15 protein-coding genes are annotated in these 23,327 nt (G+C 42.4%); 13 read left to right on the forward strand and 2 right to left on the reverse strand.

Features of this window, described 5'->3' with window-relative positions; translation table 11 throughout:
• Window positions 1–333: 333 nt before the first annotated feature.
• The 6 genes from HUJ21_RS08190 to HUJ21_RS08215 all read left to right on the forward strand — a co-directional run bounded on the left by HUJ21_RS08190 (window position 334) and on the right by HUJ21_RS08215 (window position 13,031).
• The gene (locus tag HUJ21_RS08190) at window positions 334–3,480 is read left to right on the forward strand and encodes a TonB-dependent receptor (RefSeq protein ID WP_291368641.1); all 3,147 of its coding nucleotides are present in this window, start codon (window positions 334–336) and stop codon (window positions 3,478–3,480) included.
• 5 nt (window positions 3,481–3,485) lie between these two features.
• A complete protein-coding gene (locus HUJ21_RS08195) occupies window positions 3,486–5,024 on the forward strand; it encodes a RagB/SusD family nutrient uptake outer membrane protein (protein ID WP_291368643.1) in 1,539 nt (512 codons plus the stop codon).
• Between the two features lie 254 nt (window positions 5,025–5,278).
• Entirely contained in the window at window positions 5,279–8,539 is a 3,261-nt protein-coding gene (locus HUJ21_RS08200; protein ID WP_291368645.1) for a DUF1553 domain-containing protein, read from the forward strand.
• An 81-nt stretch (window positions 8,540–8,620) separates the two neighbouring features.
• Window positions 8,621–10,072, forward strand: coding sequence for a DUF1501 domain-containing protein (locus HUJ21_RS08205; protein WP_291368646.1), 1,452 nt, complete (start codon window positions 8,621–8,623; stop codon window positions 10,070–10,072).
• 47 nt (window positions 10,073–10,119) lie between these two features.
• Entirely contained in the window at window positions 10,120–11,403 is a 1,284-nt protein-coding gene (locus tag HUJ21_RS08210) for a Gfo/Idh/MocA family oxidoreductase (RefSeq protein WP_291368648.1), read from the forward strand.
• Between the two features lie 137 nt (window positions 11,404–11,540).
• The gene (locus tag HUJ21_RS08215; protein ID WP_291368650.1) at window positions 11,541–13,031 is read left to right on the forward strand and encodes an oligosaccharide flippase family protein; all 1,491 of its coding nucleotides are present in this window, start codon (window positions 11,541–11,543) and stop codon (window positions 13,029–13,031) included.
• 6 nt (window positions 13,032–13,037) lie between these two features.
• Here the strand turns inward: HUJ21_RS08215 and HUJ21_RS08220 are convergent, their stop codons facing one another.
• Complete coding sequence (locus HUJ21_RS08220) at window positions 13,038–14,399, reverse strand: glycosyltransferase family 4 protein (RefSeq protein ID WP_366483679.1); 1,362 nt, start codon at window positions 14,397–14,399, stop codon at window positions 13,038–13,040.
• A 118-nt stretch (window positions 14,400–14,517) separates the two neighbouring features.
• Window positions 14,518–15,984 carry an NADP-dependent isocitrate dehydrogenase gene (locus HUJ21_RS08225; protein ID WP_291368652.1) on the reverse strand — a complete coding sequence of 489 codons (1,467 nt, stop codon included), beginning with the start codon at window positions 15,982–15,984 and terminating at the stop codon, window positions 14,518–14,520.
• A gap of 323 nt (window positions 15,985–16,307) precedes the next feature.
• Between HUJ21_RS08225 and HUJ21_RS08230 the strand changes: the two genes are divergently transcribed.
• From HUJ21_RS08230 to HUJ21_RS08260, 7 genes are all read left to right on the forward strand, one after another.
• Window positions 16,308–17,093 carry an enoyl-CoA hydratase-related protein gene (locus HUJ21_RS08230; RefSeq protein ID WP_291368654.1) on the forward strand — a complete coding sequence of 262 codons (786 nt, stop codon included), beginning with the start codon at window positions 16,308–16,310 and terminating at the stop codon, window positions 17,091–17,093.
• Between the two features lie 18 nt (window positions 17,094–17,111).
• On the forward strand, window positions 17,112–18,641 hold the full coding sequence (locus HUJ21_RS08235) for a polysaccharide biosynthesis C-terminal domain-containing protein (protein ID WP_291368656.1): 1,530 nt from the start codon (window positions 17,112–17,114) through the stop codon (window positions 18,639–18,641).
• Window positions 18,631–19,062 carry a dUTP diphosphatase gene (dut, locus tag HUJ21_RS08240; protein ID WP_291368658.1) on the forward strand — a complete coding sequence of 144 codons (432 nt, stop codon included), beginning with the start codon at window positions 18,631–18,633 and terminating at the stop codon, window positions 19,060–19,062. The genes HUJ21_RS08235 and dut overlap by 11 nt, the downstream gene beginning before the upstream one ends.
• 205 nt (window positions 19,063–19,267) lie before the next feature.
• Window positions 19,268–21,013, forward strand: coding sequence for a tetratricopeptide repeat protein (locus HUJ21_RS08245; protein ID WP_291368660.1), 1,746 nt, complete (start codon window positions 19,268–19,270; stop codon window positions 21,011–21,013).
• On the forward strand, window positions 21,006–21,749 hold the full coding sequence (locus tag HUJ21_RS08250) for a DUF4292 domain-containing protein (RefSeq protein ID WP_291368662.1): 744 nt from the start codon (window positions 21,006–21,008) through the stop codon (window positions 21,747–21,749). The genes HUJ21_RS08245 and HUJ21_RS08250 overlap by 8 nt, the downstream gene beginning before the upstream one ends.
• Window positions 21,718–23,004 carry a peptidoglycan DD-metalloendopeptidase family protein gene (locus tag HUJ21_RS08255; protein WP_291368664.1) on the forward strand — a complete coding sequence of 429 codons (1,287 nt, stop codon included), beginning with the start codon at window positions 21,718–21,720 and terminating at the stop codon, window positions 23,002–23,004. The genes HUJ21_RS08250 and HUJ21_RS08255 overlap by 32 nt, the downstream gene beginning before the upstream one ends.
• Window positions 23,005–23,117: 113 nt before the next feature.
• The gene (locus tag HUJ21_RS08260) at window positions 23,118–23,327 is read left to right on the forward strand and encodes a twin-arginine translocase TatA/TatE family subunit (RefSeq protein ID WP_163381692.1); all 210 of its coding nucleotides are present in this window, start codon (window positions 23,118–23,120) and stop codon (window positions 23,325–23,327) included.

Raw genomic sequence — 23,327 nt, forward strand, 5'->3', positions numbered from 1 at the left:
GTGGATAATCGTTGGGTGTTCAAAATAAGATACCACAACGAGGCTAATTATCTTATACATGCATAATTCGCTGTTCATCTAATTTGACTTGACTATTATAAAATAATTCAGTAGCTTTTACGAATTAAATTTTAATATTTCTATTTTTAATTTTTTTATTTATCTTTTTTAAGATAGTCATGTTAAGATTTTAATAGTCTGATAGCAATAATAGTCCGTGGTACCAAATTTATAGTAAATAAAATTTCAACTTTAATTATTTGAATATGTAATAGCTATTATCAGTATTAAAGAAACATTAAAATTCATTTATTATTGAAAACCCTCGAAAAGATGAAAAAAAACGTACTTCCCAGAAGTAGGATTTACCAATTCTACAAAGGTGGCCTTATGTTCCACTTTCTATTACTCCTTGGTCTGTTTGCCTCAACTTTATTGGCAAATGGTGCTGAAGAATCAAAAAAAAACTTCCACAATGCTGCCGTTATTTTTGACATTACTGTCACAGGAACGGTATTAGATGCGAATGGTGAACCGATTCCTGGTGTCACAGTTTCTGTGCCCGGTACCACTATAGGAACCGCTACCGACCTGGACGGAAATTATTCCCTTACGGTAGAAGAGGGAGCAACATTGGTTTTTTCCTTTATAGGTTTTGAATCCCAGCGAATTGTAGTGGGAGACCAGAGCGTGATCGATGTAACACTTACCGAGGAAACGTCCTCCTTACAAGAGGTGGTGGTAGTAGGTTATGGAACACAGAAAAGGGAAAACCTAACCGGCGCGGTTTCAACAGTTAATTTTGACGATGAACTTCAGAACCGCCCACTGACCAATGCTTCTCAGGCCCTGAGTGGTCAGGTGCCAGGAGTATGGATCAGCCAAAACTCAGGTCAGCCAGGTAGTGACGGGGCTCAAATTCGTGTACGGGGTTGGGGAACACTGAATAATTCCAATCCCCTGATTTTGGTAGATGGTGTGGAAGCTTCCATCAACGAAATAAACCCCAATGATATTGAAAGCATGACGGTCCTGAAAGATGCCGCTAGTGCTGCCATCTATGGATCCCGGGCTGCCAATGGTGTGGTCCTGATTACGCTAAAATCGGGTAAATTTGGAGAGCAAACCAGAGTAAGTATTGGAAGTTATGTGGGCCAGCAATCATTGGGAAGAAGGTATGATATCATTGATAACAGTGTAGAATATATGGGTATGTGGAATCAAGCGCTAATGAACCAGGGGGGAAGTCCTCTATTTCCTGAATCGGTAATTGATGAGTTCAGAAACAATGATGATCCGTACCAGTACCCCAACACGAATTTCTTTGATGAGGTATTCAAGACAGCACCGATCACCGAACATAATTTATCTGTCAGTGGTGGCTCAGAACAAACGAAATATTACATTTCAATGAACTATCTAAATCAGGATGGAATTATACAGAACTCCAATTCCAGCCGCTATGGTTTGACCGTTAATCTGGAATCGAAGTTAAATAATTGGTTGACCCTAGGTGGAAGAATGAATGGTATAAAAAAAGCTTCTGAAGAACCTTTCAATCTGGGCAGGATGATGTACATATTCGCCAATGGTGGATATCCTTTTACAGCCCCCTACACAGAAGATGGCCGCTTTGGATCAGTTCAAGCTATCAATAGCAACGGAAATACCATTGTCGGAAACCGAAATCCTTTGATTGAAACGGCAAATGGACTGACCTTAACGGAGAACAATTTTTTTAAAATGAATGTCTATGCAGATATCGAATTTACAGATTATCTGACACTGAAAACCAATTTCACTTCACAGTACAACAGTAATCTTAGGGATAGGCACAATAGTCTGGAATTTGGTTATACACACACTGGTGTGGAAGGGCGAAACCTGGATTACCTCACTATATTGGAAGCCAGCAGAAACAACGTTCAAAGTACGTATAATATCCTTTTCTCCACTTTGAACTTTAGCAAGACTTTTAATGAAATTCACAACCTGTCAGCCATTGTGGGAACACAGGTTGAAAGTACGGTTATTAAAGATGTTTATGGACGTAGGTCAGACCCGCCAAAAGAGGGATTGACCCAGGTTGATGCTGGCACAGCAGGATTTCAAGCCAATGGTAACCTGAACGAATTGAGAATGCTATCTTATTTTGGCCGCATTAATTATGCGCTAGCTGACAAATATTTATTTGAAATGAATTTGAGGGCTGATGGTTCTTCAAGGTTTAAGGAAGGCTACAGATGGGGTGTTTTTCCAGCCTTTTCGGCTGGATGGAGATTGGGAGAAGAAGCCTTCATACAGAATTTGAATGTTTTCACTGACCTCAAATTAAGAGCATCCTGGGGAAGATTGGGCAATCAAAATATCAACTCTTATTGGCCATATCTGGCTGTTGTTAGCCAAACCAATGGACTCAGTCACAACTTTGCAGGGAGTTTTGCACCCGGAGCAGGTGTTGTGGCCTTGGTGGATGAAACCATTGGTTGGGAAACATCAGAAACTACAGATATCGGTGTGGAATTTGGTTTATTGGACAACAGATTATACGTTGAAGCGGATTATTTCCGAAAAACTACCAATAATATAATTGTCCAATTGCCTATTCCTGCCATACTTGGTGGGGTGAGTGCTCCTTTTGAGAATGTAGGTGCCATGATCAATAACGGGTTCGAATTCAACATTAATTATTCAAAACTTGCCCCAAGCAGGGATGAAATTGGTTATAACCTGGGTGTGAATATGACTTATATTATGAATGAGGTTACCAAATTCAGGGAAAATGCACCGGACCAATTATACCTTATCCGTGAAGGGTTTTCCTATAGAGAATTGTATGGATATAATGCCATTGGAATATACCAATCAGATCAGGAAGCCAGTGAGCACATGTATGATAACGGCTATGTGCCTCAGGCAGGTGAACTAAAATATGAAGATGTAAATAATGATGGTCGATTGGGTTTTGAGGATAAAATGGCTTTGGGTAACACCATCCCTAAATATACCTTTGGGCTTACCCCCAGTGTTTCTTACAAAGGTTTTGATTTGAGTACCCTGGTCATGGGAATTGCAGGTGCAAGTGTATATACACAAAATGCCTGGACCCAACCCCTGGGAATATCCGGAGGGACCATTACCAAACGTTGGAGAGATGCCTGGACCCCTGAAAATATGGAGACTGATGTCCCAAGAATTTCCATCAGTGATACATGGAGAAGTGAACCGTCCTCGTTTTGGGTAAATGACATTTCCTTCGTTAAATTAAGAAATATCCAACTGGGATATACCTTTAATCCGGTAATGACCAAAAGACTGGGCATACAGAAGCTATATCTTTATGGTAACGCCCAAAATGTGGGAGCCTTGGTGAGCAAGGATTATGAAGGATTTGACCCGGAGAGGAATACATTTGACTCTGGAGAAAATTTTTATCCTCTTCCAAAAATATTTACAGTTGGTGTTAATATTAATCTTTAGGAATTATGAAAACGATAAAAATATATAATATAAGCATCCTCCTGTTGGGCCTATTGGCTATCAATGGCTGCAGTGAGGATTTTCTGGAGGTGTATCCCCAAGACCGGATTACTACTGTTTCTTTTTGGCAAAATGAAAATGATGTTCAGTTGGCATTGAATGGCATCTACAGTGTATTGAAACACCGGGGCGTCTATGGCTCAGGACCAACTTTTGACGCTGTAACACCCTATGCTTACCAATGGGCACACTGGAACGGAATGGAAAAACAGATCGGAAATGGTACCATTACCGCTGCTACTTCAGGAGGATTGTTAAATGAGAGATGGACCATGTGTTACCGAATCATTAATTTCTCCAATGATTTTTTGGAGAATATTGATAGGGTAGACCTTCCTGAAGCCACAAAATCTACGTATTTGGGAGAGGCCCATTTCCTTAGGGGCCTCGCTTTTGCTCTGTTGGCAGAATCTTATGGTGGCGTTCCCATCATCACTACAGTGATGAACACGGAGGAAGTTACCTCAGTGAGCAGAAATACCCGGGAAGAAACATGGGCCCAAGCCATTTCGGACTATGACGAGGCCATACAAAGACTGGACCCAGTTTCCTATGAATTGGGAAGGGCGACCAAAGGGGCTGCACTCGGATTGAAAATGCGGGCATATTTGTACCAGAATAAATACGAGGAAGTATTGGATGTGATCGAAGAAATTGATGCTTTGGGCATGTATTCTCTTTTTCCAAGTTACGAAGGGCTCTTTCAATTGGATAATGAAAACAATGAAGAGGTCCTTTTTGACATCCAGTACATTGCCGGTGAGCAAGGTCAGGGAAATTTCTTTGCCTGGCTGGCGCTACCTGGAAGTGTAGCAGCCGCAGGAGCCAGTGATCCTGCGCCCACCCAACATATCATTGATGAGTATGAGATGATTGATGGATCAGAAGTGGATCCAAATAATCCTTTTGATGGAAGGGACCCCAGGTTGGATTTTAGTATTCTCAGACCGGGAGCCACTTTTGAAGGCATGGTCTACCCAACAGAAGTATCTAATCACACCGGTCAAAGGGTAGGATACAACCTTAGAAAAAATGTGGGCGAAGGAATTCCTTTGCTGTCTCCCAGGGTATCCCCTTTAAACTTTATTGTATTGCGTTATGCGGATGTCTTGTTGGCCAAAGCAGAAGCCCTTATTGAAACCAATCAAAACCTGGAAGAAGCGATTGGCCTGATCAATCGGATCAGAACAGAAAGAAGGGATGTTACCATGTTCAGTTTACCTACCGATTTATCACAAGAAGAAGCGAGAGAAGCGTTACGACATGAGCGGGTGGTTGAGTTTTTCGGTGAAGGTATCTTGTGGGCAGATATTAAACGTTGGAATATTGGTCAGGATCTTTATCCCGTTGAAGTAAGGGGAGCCGACGGAGGATTGATCGAGGTGAAATTTCCTACTGGATATGAAGAAAAAGACAATTTATTACCAATCCCTGATAATGAAATATCCTTTAATGAAAATTTGGAACAAAATCCAGGATGGTAATCTAGCTTGTTAGTTTGGCTAAAGATTAATCCAGCCAGATAATGCATTCTTAATAACAGTTAGAAGAGGAATGTATTACCTGCAACTGGTAAATAGCTTCTTTAGCAGTATGAAAATGAAATGGTCGGGAAAATCTGATTTGCCGATTTTAAAGGATCAAATCAGAATAATCCTGGCCATTTCATCTTCTTTTATAAATTTATTTAATTTCTTTTTAAATTGTGGATACTTGGGAAGAAAAAGTAAAACCAAAAATGAGTCAAATTTCAGTCGTCAAATTATTGATACCAGTGGCTATTTTGGCCCTAATTATTGGGGTTATTCGGTACAAATCTGAAGTGAAATTCCCAGATGAAGTTGAGGCTTCCTTGCCCGCTGAAATTGATTTTAATTTTCATATTAAACCCATATTATCAGACCGTTGTTTTGCCTGTCATGGGCCCGATAACAACAAACGAGAAGCCGGATTGAGGCTGGATATCGAAGAACATGCGCTTTCGGCTTTGGGAGATGACAAAGACCATTACGCTATCGTCCCCGGTAAGCCCCATAAAAGCGCCCTTTATGAGCGCCTGGTCTCATCCGATCCTAAGGTGAAAATGCCCCCGCCAGAATCAAATCTTTCTTTATCAACTACTGAAATCGCTTTGATCACCCGATGGATCGAACAGGGAGCCGACTATAAACCTCACTGGTCTTTCATCAAACCAAAAAAACCGGAAGTCCCCTCTCTTGAAAAAACCGGGTGGGCTACAAATTCGCTTGATCAATTTGTCCGTGCCAAAATGTCAGAAAATGGACTTGAGCCTTCCAATAGGGCCAAAAAAGAAACTTTAATCCGGCGGGTATCATTTGACCTTACCGGATTACCACCCACCGTGGAGGAAGTGGACAATTTTTTGAATGATGACAGCCCCAATGCTTACCTTAAGCTGGTTGACCGATTATTAGAATCTCCTCATTATGGTGAACGCATGGCATCTGAATGGCTGGATGTAGCCCGATATGCGGATTCCCATGGTTATCAGGATGATGGCATGAGAAACATGTGGCCTTGGCGAGATTGGGTCATCCGATCCTTCAATGAAAACCTTCCCTACGATGATTTTATTCTCTGGCAATTGGCCGGTGACATGTTGCCTAACGCTACCAAAGACCAAATATTGGCCACCGGATTCAATAGAAATCATCCTCAAAGCCAGGAAGGAGGCGTGATTGCAGAAGAGTATCGGGTAGAATATGTGGCCGACCGCACCAATACTTTAGGGAAAGCTATACTGGGTTTAAGCACGGAATGTGCCCGGTGCCATGACCACAAATACGATCCTATTTCCCAAAAGGAATATTATCAATTATATGCTTTTTTTAATAATATTAAGGAAACCGGACAGGTACCTTATACGGGAGAACCCAGCCCTACTGTCATACTTACCGATGAAGAAGTAGATAAAAAACTATCCTTTGTTAATAAAAAGATTCAAGAAATGGAAAATTCCCTGGATCCCAATCAGGAAAAATTCCAAAAAGGTTTTAAAAATTGGCAGGAAAGTTTAGAGTCGAAGCCCAATTACAAAATTGAGATCAAAGGAAGGATTGGTCATTACCCCCTCGATGCTCCGGTCAAGGACCAATTTAGAAATCTGGCAGAACCATCTAAACCTGCAGACATGGTGGTCATTCAAAAAGACAAGGAAATTCAAATTGTAGAAGGAAAGTTAGGTAATGCGGTTAAGTTAGTGGGTGACAGTTATGTGGATTTGGGGAATGAAATGGCCTACTTTGAGCGAAATGAACCTTTCACCATCAGCTTATGGTATAAAGCCCTGAAAGATAGTTTAGAAGGCCCCATTTTTTCAAAAACCGGGGGATTTGCCAACGGATACCGTGGCTATGAATTATTGATCAGAGAAGATGGGAGATTAGCCGGCTTAATGAGCCATACCTGGCCTGCCAATGCCATCGAAGTACATTCGCGTAATAAAATACCAATTGGAGAATGGGTACATTTGGCCATGGTTTATGATGGGTCCAGTAGGGCAAAAGGCCTGCACCTTTTTCTTAATGGAAAGCAAATGGATCTGGATATGAAAACGGACCATTTAAAAAGGAGTATATTGTCTTACGGCAAGGACAAAATAAGCACGGGCCATCCGGGAAATCTACAGATCGGTAAGCGGGGAACCAATTTTGCCGAAACGCTGGACCATTCTCTTGTAGACGAATTCAGTGTGTTTAACCGTAGGCTTTCTACCCTGGAAATTGAATTCCTGTATGGAAATTCCGAGCCCATTTATTCCATGGCCCAAAAAAAAGTCCGAGAAACTGATTTACTGGACTATTTCCTCGCAAATGTAAATGAAGAATTTCAAAACGGCCTAAATAAATTAACCAAACTACGTGGCGAAGAAAATGCCATTCTCAGTGCCCAGCCGGAAGTGATGGTCATGGGAGAAAGGGAGGAACCCCGGGCTACATTCATATTGGATAGGGGTACTTATGATGCGCCTACCCATGAAGTGTATCCCGGTACACCAAAGGCCGTGATGGAATTTCCTGATAATTTACCCAAAAACCGTTTAGGTTTGGCCAAATGGGCAACCCATAAGGACAATCCCTTAACCGCAAGGGTGGCAGTCAACAGGTATTGGCAAATGATTTTCGGAAAAGGGATAGTTGCTTCCTCCGATGATTTCGGAAATCAAGGTGATTTCCCCTCTCATCCTGAATTGTTGGATTGGTTGGCGGTTCAGTTCATGGAATCTGGTTGGAACCTTAAGGAGCTGCTTAAGCTGATGGTCACATCAAGTACCTACCAGCAATCCTCCATACTGCAGGATGGACTAAATGAAAAAGACCCTGGAAATGTTTGGCTGGCAAGGGGCCCAAGCCACCGAATGCCGGCCGAGATGATCAGAGACAATGCCCTTGCTGCCAGCGGCCTGCTGGTAAAAGAAATAGGGGGGCGGAGTGTGAAACCCTATCAACCAAAAGGTTTATGGAAAGAATTGGCTACTGCCAATGTGAGGGAATACGTTCAGGATACTGGAAAAAATCTTTACCGGAGAAGCCTTTACACCATTTGGAAACGCAGTTCTCCCCCTCCATCAATGATCAATTTTGACTCGTCCGATAAATACAATTGTACAGTAGAAAGGCAAAAAACAAATACACCTTTACAGGCCCTGGTGCTGATGAATGACCCTCAATACCTGGAAGCCGCAAGGGTGTTGGCAGAAAAAATGTTAACAATTGGAGGGGACGTACTTCAAAATCAAATCCAATATGGCTTCAGGGCAATGACCAGTAGAAGTCCGGATCCTGCCGAATTAAAGATTTTGGAAAAGCTATATTGGGCTGAATTAACAGATTTTTCTGAAACCCCCGCCGCTGCAGATAGCTTACTCAATACAGGAGAACATAAGAGGGATCCAACCCTGCCAAAGGAAAAAGTAGCGGCGCTATCCCTTGTAGCCTCAACATTGATCAATTACGATGAAGCCGTATATAAAAGATGATGTCCAAATGGGTTAACCTTTTTGCCTTTCAAAATTTTGTTAGGGAAACGGTTACCAACCATTCTTTAAAAAATTGTAAAAATGAGTTTATTGCATAATCAACATATTGATCGACGCCAATTTCTAACTAAGACCAGTTTGGGATTAGGTAGTTTGGCCCTTTCTTCGCTGCTGAATCCGGGTAACCTGATGGCCAAAATGTCCCCAGGTTCAAATGGTAGCGGCGTATTGCATAATTTGCATTTTGTACCCAAAGCAAAGAGGGTAATCTACCTTTTCCAAAGTGGTGGCCCGTCACAAATGGAGCTTTTCGATTACAAACCCCTGCTTAATGAACGCTTCGGTCAGGAATTACCTGAATCTATAAGGGCAGGACAGCGACTTACCGGCATGACCTCCAGTCAAAATTCTTTTCCTTTGGCAGGATCTGTTTTTGATTTTGCCCAGCATGGGAAAAGTGGGGCCTGGGTCAGTGAACTGATGCCGCATACGGCAAAAATTGTGGATGAATTGTGCTTTATCAAATCCATGCATACTGAAGCCATTAACCATGATCCGGCCATTACTTTTTTCCAATCAGGATCCCAGCTTAGTGGCCGGCCTTCCATAGGATCGTGGATCAGTTATGGTTTGGGCAGTGATAACAAAAATCTACCTGATTTCTGTGTTTTGCTTTCCAGGGGAAAACAGGGTGGACAGCCCCTGTATGCAAAACTTTGGGGAAGTGGTTTTTTACCCTCCCTTCATCAAGGGGTTCAATTTCGGTCAGGGAAGGATCCGGTACTTTACCTGAATAACCCGGAGGGACTTAAAAATGTAAGCCGACGCAGGATGCTGGATGCCTTAAAAGAACTCCATGAAGAGCAATTTGAAAAGGTAATGGACCCTGAGATCAATTCGCGTATTGCACAATATGAAATGGCTTATAGAATGCAGGCCTCTGTCCCTGAAACTATGGACATTTCTAAGGAGCCCGACTACATCTACGATATGTATGGACCCGATTCCAGAAAATCCGGAACTTTCGCTGCCAATTGCCTTTTAGCGAGAAGGTTAGCGGAAAAGGATGTTAAATTCATTCAACTCTATCATCAAGGATGGGACCAACATGGGAATTTGCCCAGGGATATAAAAGTGATGAGTAAGAGTGTAGACCAAGCTGGAGCTGCGCTGGTAATGGATTTAAAGCAGAGAGGACTTCTGGATGATACTTTGGTAATTTGGGGAGGAGAGTTTGGAAGAACCAATTATTCTCAGGGTAGGCTGACCGCTGATAATTATGGCCGTGATCACCATCCCCGGTGTTTTACCATGTGGATGGCAGGAGCGGGTGTAAAAAAGGGTTATACCCATGGGGAAACCTGCGAATTTGGCTACAATATCGTAAAAGATCCGGTGCACGTACATGATTTTCAAGCTACTTTACTCTATCTAATGGGTGTGGACCACGAAAAACTAACCTTCAAACATCAGGGAAGAAGGTTCCGTCTGACTGATGTAAGCGGACATGTTGTCAAAGACATTTTATCTTGAATACCAATAAATTAATAAAGGTTTTAGTGTAATACTTAAAAAATAATATGACAAACATTCAAAGAAGATCTTTTATAAAAGGAGCGACCGCCATTTCTGCCTTTACCCTTTTGAAACCAACCACTGCATTCGGGTCAAAATCCAACTCGGCAGTGCAAGTTGGGATAATTGGATGTGGCAACCGAGGGACCTCTGTTATCACAGCCATGTCCAAACATACCAATACCAACATTGTAGCCATGGCAGATCTTTTTGAAGATCAATTGACTACTGCCAAACAGAAATTGGATAAACTCAACCAAGAAAGGGGCTTTGCGAAAATAGACCGCTCAAATATTTACCAGGGATCAAAGGCCTATCTGGCCCTACTGAATAATAAGGCAGTGGATGCCGTATTGATCTCCTCTCCTGCCTACACACACCCTACTTTTGTGGAAGCGGCTGTGGCTGCTGGCAAACACATTTACTGTGAGAAACCAGTTGCCTTAGATGTGGAAGGTTGCAACAGGATAGAAGCAGCGGGAAAAAGCATCAATGGAAAGTTGAGCTTGGTCATCGGGTTTCAGATCCGTCATGCCACTGCCTACCGCGAGATGGTAGACAGAGTACAGCGGGGTGATATCGGAGATATAATTAATGCCCAACTGTATTATTTTTCTTCTCGCGTACCCTTGAAACCCATTGAGAATATGTCGCATGATGAGGCAAGGATCCGAAATCAGTTTCATTTCAGAGCTTTGTCAGGGGGGACTTTATTGGATCAGGGTATTCATATGTTGGACGTTTGTAATTGGACCCTACAAAAGAATCCCTTGAGTGCCATTGGCTCCGGAGGAAGAAATGGAGTGGATGCCTTTGGAGATGCATGGAACAATTATCAGGTGTTATATCAATATCCAGATAATATCAATGTGAGTTTTCACTCCACCCAATTGGGGCCAAGTTTTGGCGATGTGTGTGCCCGATTCCTAGGAACTAAAGGAATTGCCACCGCTCATTACAGTGGTGGGGTTTTTATTGATGGGGAAAATAAGTGGGACTCCGGTATCTTACGAGAGGATTCCAGCGAGCAAAGCCGACAGCAACAGTCTGCAGGGGTTTTTACCTCTTCACTACATGATTCCAATGAAAATAAAGTGAAAAGTTTTATCTCAAGCATAGAGTCTGAAAATTACCTTAACGAAGCAGTTTCGGGTTCTCAATCCACTCTTACAGCCATTTTGGGCAGACAGGCAGCTACAGGACAAAAAAAGGTTTTTTGGGATGAAATGAGATTTTCCAATGAAAACCTGGACGCTAACCTCAACCTTTCCCAGTTTGATAGCCTTTAATTCCAATCTCTAATCATATAAAACTTTGAAGGATGGCCCGTACATAATGGTTTTTACTTCCCAAAAAAACGGCTACTTCGATCCGAAATTACCAGATACAGGATACCTTTGCCTGAACATTATCATTCAGCATCTCATTGAGTAAACCAGCCCAACAAAGTATACTGACCACCATTGCGGCCTATATTGGGGTGCTGATCGGCTATGTTAACCTGCTATGGCTGATGCCTTATGTTCTGGAACCAGAACAAATTGGTTTGTTCAAAACCATACAGGACATGGCCTTACTCCTGGTACCATTTGCCCAAATGGGGATTGGTAATGGAATTACCAGGTTTTTTCCCCGCATAAAGCATAAAAAATACGCTTTTTTTTCTTTTAGCCTCTTTTTGGGAATGCTTGGATACGCTTTGGTGGTGATTATTTTCCTGCTGTTTAAAAATCCCATCATGACTTCCTTTTCTGATAAATCTCCTGAAGTCAATAATTTCCTGCAGGTAGCACTTATCATAACTTTTTTCTCCGTAATCAACACCCTTTTGGATGCATTTAGCCGGTCCTTTCTGAAAATCGCCATTCCATCTTTGATCAGAGATGTACTCCTCCGCCTGTTGATGGCCCTGTTGGTCATAGGCTACTATTTGACGTTTTACCCATTCCATTTCATGATTTGGGGAATGGGAGGGGTCTATTTGTTGGCCATGCTGGCCATGGCAGGATATATGGTGAGTATCGATATTTTTCATTTTGACTTCAGATGGAAGGGGATTCCGGGATCTTTTAGAAAGGAATTCATACAGTACAATACCATTACCTTACTTGGCACTGCAGGAGCCCTTTTGATCATGAAAATAGATAGCCTGATGGTCAGTTCCATGATAGGTCTGGATGCCAATGCCATTTACACCATAGGCTTTTCTATTGCCGTAGTCATCGAAATGCCGAGAAGGGCCATCTCTCAGGTTGCCATGCCCATCATATCGGAAAAATTCGCCGCAAATCTGTTGGATGAAATAGATGTGCTGTATAAAAAAATTGCCGTTCACCAACTACTGATTTGCCTGTTGATCTTTTTACTGATCTGGATTAATATTGATACCCTGTACCAATTTGTACCCAATAAAGAGGTCTACCAGGCAGGAAAATGGGTGGTATTACTGATCGGCCTGGGAAAACTGACAGATATCCTGTTTTCAGTAAACGGTGAAATCATTGTATTTTCTAAATTTTACGTTTTTAACATTACTGCTACCCTGCTCATGTGTGCAGCAGTCATCCTCTTTAACCTTGCGTTGATTCCGGCCTTCGGGATAGAAGGGGCAGCGCTGGCATCCCTGCTGGCCATGTTTTTTTACAATTTGCTAAAGTTTTTCTTCGTGAAAATACGGCTGGGATTCAATCCATTTACCAAAGGCATCTTCACTATTCTGTTTATAGGAGGCATCAGCTGGGCTGTTTCTTTTTACCTGATCCCTGTTTTTGAACCGGTGCTTTTGGACCTTTTGGTTAGAAGCAGTATGGTATCGCTGCTTTACCTGGCCTTGATTTACTGGCTAAAAGCGGCTCCTGAGGCAATGGATCTGGTGATAAATAAAATCAAGTCAATTTTTCAGGCGATGATCAATTAAGTCCTATTACCCCCCAATTGCCTTTTCCAACAAGTTCACCAGGTCCCTGGTAAGGTTCTTCCTGTTATAAGCCTGTATAAATTCATTGCTTCCCTTTCCGGAACTGCTTTCAGCAATTTCAGACAATCCACGAATCAGACCTACGTCATCATCATGCCTGAAAACCTCCCCAGCCTTTGCCTGATAAATGATTTGGGCGGCATCTCCCTGAGGATCTCCCAAAGCTATGATCGGCCTGCCTGTGGCCATGTATTCAAAAAGCTTTCCAGGAATATTCCCTTTGGCATTTTTGGTATCGGTAAGGATCAAAAGCAAGGCGTGAGCTCGCTCATAAAACTCAAAAACCTCCTTATGGCTTACATATCCAGGCAGATAGACATGAGCATTTAGCCAGGGATCTTCCCTGATCAGTCTCTTTACGGATTGATTGACTTTGCCTACAAAAGTAAGCCTGATTTTTCCCCAATCCTGGCCATGAATTTTCTTCATTCCCATTAAAAAAGGAACAGGATCCCTGATACTGTCAATTACGCCGGAATATACAATTTCCAGAACTTTTTTTACGGGTGAAACAGGAGCGAAATTCTTGGGTAAATCATCCGGATCAAAACCATTGGTCAGCAGCTGTACGTTTTTACCGGAAAGGGTTTCCATCTCGGCTTTGAAGGTCGGGGAAATGGTAAACACGGCATCTGCTTCCCGGAAAACTGAGGCCTCCAGTTTTTGGTGGTATCTTCTGGCAGGGGAAGTCAGGTGGAGGGTGTCCAGAAACTCCCAGGAAGACCAGGGATCCCGAAAATCAGCCAACCAGGGAAGCCCGGTTTTTCTTTTCAGCCCCCTCCCTATCAGGTGCATGCTGTGGGGAGGTCCTGTGGTGATGATGGCACTGAAATTATTCTGTTCGCAGATGTCTGCCAGAAATTTTACCGAAGGCCTCACCCAAAATATCCGGGGATCCGGAATGAACAAATTCCCCCTCAACCATACCGCCACCTTATCCAATATGGAAGGATCACTTCTTTCCAGGATTACTGCAGGATCCTTCATGTTTTTTCCCTTGAAGCGTCTGAAAATTTGGTAGGGCTCCCATATTGGAAATTTCAATACCTCCGTTGATGGGCCCACTTCCTTTTCCAGAGAGGGATCCAATAGGCCAAAATCTGGATTTTCCGGGGTGAATATTACAGGATGCCAACCATACTCCGGCAGGTATTTGGTGAATTTTAGCCAGCGCTGAACACCAGAACCTGCACTGGGAGGCCAATAATAAGTGATGATCAAGACCCGCTTCATGTGTTTATTATTGTTTCTTGATGGTCGCAACTTGTCCTGCACCCAAGGTTCCCGACTTTCGGGATAATCCAGCATGTTTTATTACCATCCAGCTATGTTACCTTTTCTTCAAACTCGCTTTCATTACTAAACAAAAAAAAAACATGCAGGTCCACAGAAAGCCTGCTTGTCAAACGGTTCAAATGCCAGCAGGTTATTCCCCCTGAGCAAGAGAAAAACCCCTTACCCCATCGAAGGTGTATAAGTGTTCGGTTTTCACAAAATCAAAACCAAGTTGCTGTACCTGTTTGAGTACCTCTATGACCTGATCATGGGTAATGACTGTTTCGTCTGCATTGAAAAACCTTACCCGCCAATGGTCAGAGCAAAATGTTTCCTTCATCCCATCCGGATAAACCCGTACTCCCCTGTTGGTGATCAGTTGCATTTTCAATCCTCCGGCATTTACTTCCCGAAGCCTGTCTCCGATTGTGTTGGCATTGCGGTCCCCTTCTTTCCAGTCAATAAATACATCCAAACCAATAAGTACCTTTTCTGAAGGTTTTGAAGGCCTCAGTGCCAGTGCCGCCCTTGTTTCCGCTTCAGTACGTACTGCTTTCGAAAAAGTCGCTTTTTTTAATTTTGAGGGCACTCTTCCCAGTCTCTCTATGACTGCGGCAGCAAACTCCTGCGTACCCACTTTTTGTTTACTAATGCCCTCCTGATAAATATCGCCTGTATGAATTCCGTCTTCAAGCGTAGCCATCCAGGCATTACTGATTTTTTCTGCCACCTCTGGCTGTCCAATGTGAACAAGCATCATGACCGCTCCATTAAGAAGGCCTGAAGGGTTGGCGATATCCATTCCTGCAATATCCGGTGCCGACCCGTGAATGGCTTCAAACATGGCCACATCTTCACCAATATTGGCTGAGCCTCCCAAACCCACTGAACCGGTAATCTGAGCTGCCACGTCAGAAATGATATCACCGTATAAATTCAAAGTAACGATCACATCAAACATTTCCGGTCTGTCTGCAATCAGGGCGGTGCCAATGTCTATGATCTTATGATCTGTTTCAATTTCGGGATATTCTTTGGCTACTTCATTGAACACCTGGTGGAAAACCCCATCTGCCATCTTCATGATATTGTCCTTGGTCATGCAGGTAACCTTTTTACGGTTATTCATCCTGGCATATTCAAAAGCATACCTGACTATTTTCTCACTTCCTGGCCTGGAAATCAGTTTTAAACACTGATATACTTCATCTGTTTGCCTGTGTTCAATGCCTGCATACAAATCTTCCTCGTTTTCCCGAATGATGACCATGTCTGTCTTTGGGAAATGGGTCCTGACAAAGGGAGCAAAAGCTTTACAGGGACGCACATTTGCGTACAAGCCCAATGTTTTTCTCGTAGTCACATTCAGGCTCTTGAAGCCTCCTCCCTGAGGAGTAGTAATGGGAGATTTCAAAAACACTTTTGTATTCCGCAGAGAATTCCAGGCACTGGGTGCAATCCCGGAACTGATACCCTTCAAATAAACTTGTTCGCCGATTTCGATAACCTCAGTTTCAATGGCAGCCCCGGCTTCTTTTAAAACAGACAAAGTAGCTTTCATGATTTCCGGGCCTATACCATCTCCATAGGCAACTGTTATTTTTCTTTTTTCGGACATAAGGATAATCTTTGAAGTTTTACTGAATTTAAGATGGTACAAAAATAGGAAATATTGGTACACAAACATTTCAAGTCCTCCTTTATTATAAAAAGAGAAGGGGAAATAAATGAAGGACAAGACAATAGATTTAAAAATTGGCAAGGAATTGCTAGGTACCAAACCAAATGCATATTTCATCAAATTATTTTTTTAAGGTACAAAATGCATTTTATTACCTATTTTATCAAATACACCTTTTCAACAACACATGATTTTTAACCGAATCTTTTGTGATTGTTTATGCGCCTCGTATATTTGGAGCTTAACATTGTAGAATTGGAATGGCTGAACAAAAAATTATTCTTTCAGAAACCAAAGATGGAATACTTTATCTAACCATCAGCAGAGAGCCCAAACTCAATGCCTTAAATTTTAACACATTGGAGGAATTGAAAAATATCTTCAATGAAGTAAACGACAACAAGTCAATAAGGGGCGTGATCATCACCGGCGCCGGGGAAAAAGCCTTTGTTGCCGGAGCTGATATCAACGAAATTTCCGAGCTTAATGAACTCAATGCGAGAAAGTTTGCCGAATTTGGCCAGGAAGTCTTCGAAATCGTGGAATCCTGCCACAAACCGGTTATCGCAGTGGTTAATGGGTACGCTTTAGGGGGTGGCTGTGAATTGGCAATTGCCTGTCACATGAGAATAGCCACTACCAATGCAAAGTTTGGACAACCGGAAGTGAACCTTGGAATTATTCCCGGGTACGGGGGCACCCAGCGATTGACCCACCTGATAGGTAGAACCAAAGCTACAGAAATTCTCATGACCGGAGATATGCTGGATGTGAATGAAGCCCAAGCACTGGGCCTCTTAAACCATGTAGAACCTAACAAAGAAGCCGCCATCGCCAAAGCAGAAGAGATATTGAAAAAAATCATGAGCAAGGCTCCCCTTTCCATAGGTATGATAGTGGATTGTGTGAATGCGGTTTATGCAAGTGATGAAAACGGCTATCAGATTGAGGCCAACAGCTTTGCCAGGTGTGTCAAATCAGAAGATTACAGAGAAGGTACCAAAGCTTTCCTTGAAAAAAGAAAACCTAACTTTAAAGGGGAATAATCCCCTTTTTTATTTTTTATGGGCCTGTTAAAAAAATTAGCCGGGCAATCCGCAGTTTATGGTATCAGTAGTATCCTGGGCAAAACCATCAATTTTTTGCTGGTCCCCCTATATACCGGTTATCTGGCAAAAGAGGATTTGGGGTCCTTCACCTTGCTTTATGCCTTGATTGCTTTTTTGAATGTGGTCTTTACCTTCGGTATGGAAACAGCCTATTTCCGCTTCGCCACAGGTAAAGGTTTGCCTCCCCAAAAAGTCTATCAAAATGCCCAATCACTGGTCTGTCTGGTGGGCCTTTTTTTAGGGGCTTTGTTGTATATGACCGCTGAACCCCTCAGTCTACTATTCGATTTCCCGGGAAAATCACATTTGTTTCAATGGTCAGCAATGATTCTCACCATTGATGCACTCATGGCCATCCCTTTTGCCAAACTAAGGCTGGAGGGAAGGTCGCTTTCCTTTGCGCTGGTTAAATTGTTGAACATTGTTTTAAATGTAAGTTTTAACGTTCTTTTCATTGTTGTTACTTTCCATATTATTCAGGGAGACATCCTTCCACAGTTACAAACCTGGGTTTCCTCCTGGTTTCGCCCCGATTGGGGGGTAGATTATATTTTACTTTCCAATGCCCTGGCCAATTTCCTTATTCTACCACTTCTATGGAAACTGGTGGGTGGATGGAAATTCGAGTTGAAGAAAGCCGTCCTTTTTCCCATGTGGCAGTATGCCCTCCCGCTGCTTTTTATGGGCCTGGCCGGGGTTACCAATGAGGTGTTTTCAAGGGGCTTATTTGAATATGCCCTACCGGAAGGGTTTTACCCACAGCTCAGCTCAAGAGAAGCAGGGGGAGTTTTTGGTGCGAATTTTAAATTAGCCATACTGATGAGCCTGATCATTCAGGCTTTCAAATATGCTGCTGAACCCTTTTTCTTCCAGCAAGCTGAAAGCAAAAACAATCCTGAATTATTCGCCAGGGTAATGCATTGGTTTATTATATTTTGCTCCACATTAATGATAGCCGTAGCCGTCAACCTGAAACTCATCGGAGCGCTTTTTTTTCAGGCGGAAGGTTATGCCATTGCCCTGCCCATGGTACCCATCCTCTTGATGGGCTATCTGTTGCTGGGCGTTTATTATAACCTGAGCATTTGGTTTAAAATCACCGACCAAACCAAATACAGCTTTTACATTACCTTTTCTGGTGCGGTGGTCACCATTTTGGTTATTTTGACCCTGGTTCCGGTTCTGGGGTTTATTGGAGGTGCCCTGAGTACTTTGGCATGTTACCTGACCATGGTAATCATGTGTTATTATACCGGTCAGAAATACTATCCCATTCCTTACCAAACCAAAAAAGGACTCGTTTACCTTGCTGTATCCTTTTTGTTCAGTTATGCTGGCTTCTTATTGGACACGGGAAATCTTTTGGTCAATTTTATGTTGCACAATGGCATACTTGTGGTCTTTCTGGTGCTTATTTTCCTGATGGAAAAAAAGGAACTATATTTGCTTTTTCAATCCATTTCAAAACAAAAGAATGAAAATTAACGTCATCAATACATCCAAACACCCTCTCCCTGCTTATCAGACCCCTCTGGCTGCCGGGCTTGATTTGCAAGCAAATCTCGAATCGCCGGTGGTTTTAAAGCCCCTGGAGCGGCAGTTGATCGGAACCGGCCTTTTTATCGAACTTCCGGAGGGATATGAAGCCCAAATACGACCAAGGAGCGGATTGGCATACAAATTCGGTGTAACGGTACTCAACAGTCCGGGAACCATAGATGCCGATTACAGAGGCGAAATTAAAGTACTGTTGATTAATAATTCCAATACAGATTTTACCGTTCAGGATGGAGAGCGCATTGCTCAAATGGTCATCGCCAAACATGAGCAAATCACCTGGATGCCCAAAAACAAACTTTCTGAAACATCCCGGGGCGTAGGAGGATATGGCAGCACCGGAAGGTAGGCAGCTTACACCTGTGCGTTAAGGTTGTCCTGTAAGTATTTGGGAACCAAAATAAAAAGTAAATTGTATCTCAATTGATAATGAAATATTGGTCTGGTTTGGCCTTCAACGAGCAACACTTTATTCTATAAGGAGTTACTTAGTAAAAATGGTTTCATTTATTGTTAACCAGACCTTTGACAATCTGAAATTAAGCCTTTTATCAATGAATAGCATAAATAGTAAAATTTTCTTTTGGTTTATAGCCCTTTTGGTCATCTCCAGCTTTGGCCTGGAACCAGCTATGGCTCAGGAAAAGTTGAGCCGGAAGGAAAGAAAAGCCAAGAAAAAGGAGATGATGGCCAGTAGGCTATTTATAGAAGGTCAAAAAAACCTGATGCTGGAAGATTTTGAAAAGGCTTATTTTTATTTCAATAAAGCATTGGAGTTCAATGACCAGGAAAGCGCCATTTATTTTAAGTTATCTGAGATGATGATGCGCGCCAATAAGCCCGAAAAAGCACTTGATCTTGGACAACAAGCCCTGGCGCTGGACCCTGAAAATAAATTTTACCACCTTCAGATGGCTGAAATTTACACCAAACTGAACAGGAACGGGGAAGCCGCAGCGGTTCTTGAAAATTTGATGGAAAAAGAAGGTGATTACCGGCAATATATTCTGGATTTAGCATCCATTTATCTCAATTCCAATGAATTTGACAAGGCTTTGGAGGCACTAAACAAAGCAGAGGAGTATTATGGCGTAGTAGAGCAGCTTACTGCTCAAAAACAAAGGATATATCTGAGGAAAAACAATTTGGGTATGGCCATTGAAGAAGGGGAAAAACTGATAGACGCCCATCCTGGCAATTCCAAATATGTTTTGGCTTTGGTAGAGATCCTCTTCAACAACAACAAAACGGAGCAGGCATTGGCATTGGTCCTGGAATCATTGACGGCTTATCCCAATCAGCCTGAATTGAAAATGGCTGCTCACACACTTTACAAAGAAAAAGGGGATTTGGAGCTATCCAGAAAATACATCAAAGAGGCTTTTAAAAACCCTGATCTGGATGGGGAAATAAAAGTCCGGGCTTTTAAAGGAATCATGGCTGAGTTGCAAAACTCTTCTAGAGATCAGCTCCTGGAATCTTTGGGAAAGGACATGGAAATGCACCATCCTGGTGATCCGGAGGTTTTAACGATCCTTGCTGAATGGAAACTACAGAACAATTCCCCGAATCAGGCCATTTCCTTTTTTAAAAAATCCATCCGCATAAAAATTGACAATGAGGGAATTTACCAAAAATTGTTACCCTTGATGTTTGAAAACCAGGAACCTTTTGCTGAAATTGTGGAAGTTGCGGATATGGCGACTGAAGTTTTTCCCGATAAGCCTGAATTTTGGTTTTTCCTGGGTACAGCCCAGTTGGGCGAAAATGCCAATGAGCCTGCCAGGACAGCCCTTGACAAAGCCATAGCGCTAAATGCCGGTAAAAACCCACAACTTTCCCAAATGGCCAATGGTCAGTTGGGTGATGCACTTTACGCCCTTGGTGAAAAGGATGCCGCATTTGATGCATATCAAAAAGTTTTGTCACAAAATGCGAATAATGAACATATTTTAAATAATTATGCCTATTTTCTCTCCCTGGAAAAGAAGGATCTTGAAAAAGCTTATAAAATGTCCTCAAAATTGGTAGCCAGATTTCCTGAAAACCCCACATATCTGGATACCCATGCATGGGTTTTATTCCAACTAAACAGGTATGAGGAAGCCAAAACGTACATGGAAAAGGCTATCAAACACCTGGATACACCAAGTGGTGTAATGCTCGAACATTACGGGGATATCCTGTTTAAACTGGGAGAGAAAGAAGCTGCCCTGAAATACTGGAACAAGGCCAAAGAAATGAAAGAAACTTCTGAATTTCTGACGCTAAAAATAAAAAACAAAACATACTATGAGTAAGGGTAAGTTATTGGTTTTCCTTATGGGTTCCCTGTTGTTTTGGTCTTGTGCCAGAAAACCCATGTCCTTCACCAGCGATACGGTCATGGAACAATTTGAGCCTTCCTATCTAAATTACAACTACCTGACGGCAAAAGGAAAGATTACCTTGGAAGAACAGGATGGGAAGATTACCAAAGGCACCCTTAACATCCGGGCCAAAAAGGACAGCATCATCTGGTTTAACATGTCCCCGGGCCTAGGAATTGAAGCGGTAAGGGGCTTCATCAGCACCGATCAGATTAAGATCAGGGACCGGATCAATGGGCAGAAAATAGATATGGGTTATGAAGAGTTTCAGAAAAAATACGGGGTGCCCCTGTCATTTTCACTTTTCCAAAACCTTCTTTTCGCCAACATCCCACACGAATTCAGCTATCGGGACCGTTTGATAAGAATAGGAAAAATATTTGAACTCAGGCAGGAGCGGGAAAACATTCAATACAAAACCCTGGTGGATGCAAGACATGGCAAGGTCTCCCAATTGGAAAGTGAGGCTTCTAAAAACCGGTCTGGCAGTCTTTCGGCCTCTTATATGGATTTCAGGGATCTGGATGGCCAGCCTTTCCCCTACCAGGCCATTATTAAAATGGTGCTTAGCTTACCACAAAAACCAAATACCAATTTCTTCATGAATGCAGAAATGGTAAAAGTAGAACTAACGAATGACCCACTCAGTTTTCCATATAACTTTTAAATCCGGGGCGCATGCCTGCTGTTTTTTTCTGTTTTTCTTATTCGTATTAGGCTTTCTCAATCATCCGCAGGCCTATGCCCAGATTACCGCAGACAGGGCAGAACTTGAAAAAGCAAAAGAGGCCATACAAAAAAGACTCAGGGAATTTGACTCCGTTTTAAAAAGAACAACCAATGAAAAGCGAAACTCCCTTAGTGAACTCCGCGCTGTAATCCAAAAGCTGGAGACCCGGGAAAGCTATATCGCCACCCTAAACAAGGAATTGCGGGTTGTAAATCTGGAAATCAAACAGACCTCAAATCAAATTAAGCAACTAGAAGATGAACTAGAAACGCTGAAGGAGGAATATGCCGAAATGATTTACACCTCATACAAACTGAATCAAGGCATCAATCTGATTACATTCATATTTTCCTCCGCCACCTTCAAGCAATTTTACATGCGCCTGAGGTACCTCAAGCAATACAGTGATGCCAGAAAAAAACAGGTGGAGCGGATGGAAATGGTAGGTTTGGATTTGACAAAAAAACAAAAAGAACTGGAAGGGCAACGAGCAGACCAATTGGCTGTTCTGCAACAAGAGCAAGAACAGAAAGAAGCATTGGCGGCATTGAAAACTGAGCAACAGCAACTGGTCAATTCCCTCAGTCAAAGGGAGGAAGAGCTGAAAAAGGAGATTGCAGCTACGAAAAAGCAACAAGAGGAACTCAACCAACTTATCAAGCGGGTAATCGAAGAGGAAATGAGGCTGGCAAAAGCAGCCGAAAAAGTGGAAGAAAAAAAGGAATCAGCAGATACTCCAACTGAAAAACTTCCCGCTGCCCCAAAAAGTGCTGCACTTTCAGCTTCCTTTGCCAGCAATCGGGGGAATATACCCTGGCCCGTAGAATCAGGATTCATTTCCAAAAGGTATGGTACTTTTCCACACCCCACCCTCAAAGGGATCACAGAGACCAACGACGGAGTGGACATCCAAACCAACAACAATGCGCAGGTGAAAGCCGTATTTGCTGGCGTGGTAACGAAAATCACTACTGTTCCTGGTATGGGAGGTACCATTATCATCAAACATGGAGATTTTTACACCATGTACAGTCGGTTAAAAACCATATCGGTCAAATCAGGACAAGAAGTAAATACCTCCACAACAATTGGCACGGTTTATACCGATAAAGACGGAGTGTCTGCTTTACATTTTCAAACCTGGAAAGGACTGCAAGTTATGGACCCAAGTATTTGGCTTTCTAGTAAATAATGCTTAAATTTTAGTATATTTATAAAAAAAGATTACAACATGCTTTAAATTCTTTGCGTTAGAAAAGCAGGGTTATATATTTGTAATAATTTCAAAATCAAAATAAGCAAAACATGAATACATTGGGTTTCATACAAAATATCGGAGGGGGATCTTTGGTGATCATCGTTCTGGTAGTCATTCTTCTTTTCGGCGCCAAAAGAATTCCTGAATTGGCAAGAGGTCTTGGTAGAGGTATCAGGGAATTTAAAGATGCCACCAAAGAAATCCAGGATGATTTGGAGGAAGGGTTGAAAGATGACAACAAAAAAGCAAAAAAATAA

The organism is Cyclobacterium sp., from assembly GCF_014762705.1.
In the GTDB taxonomy this organism is placed as follows: domain Bacteria; phylum Bacteroidota; class Bacteroidia; order Cytophagales; family Cyclobacteriaceae; genus Cyclobacterium.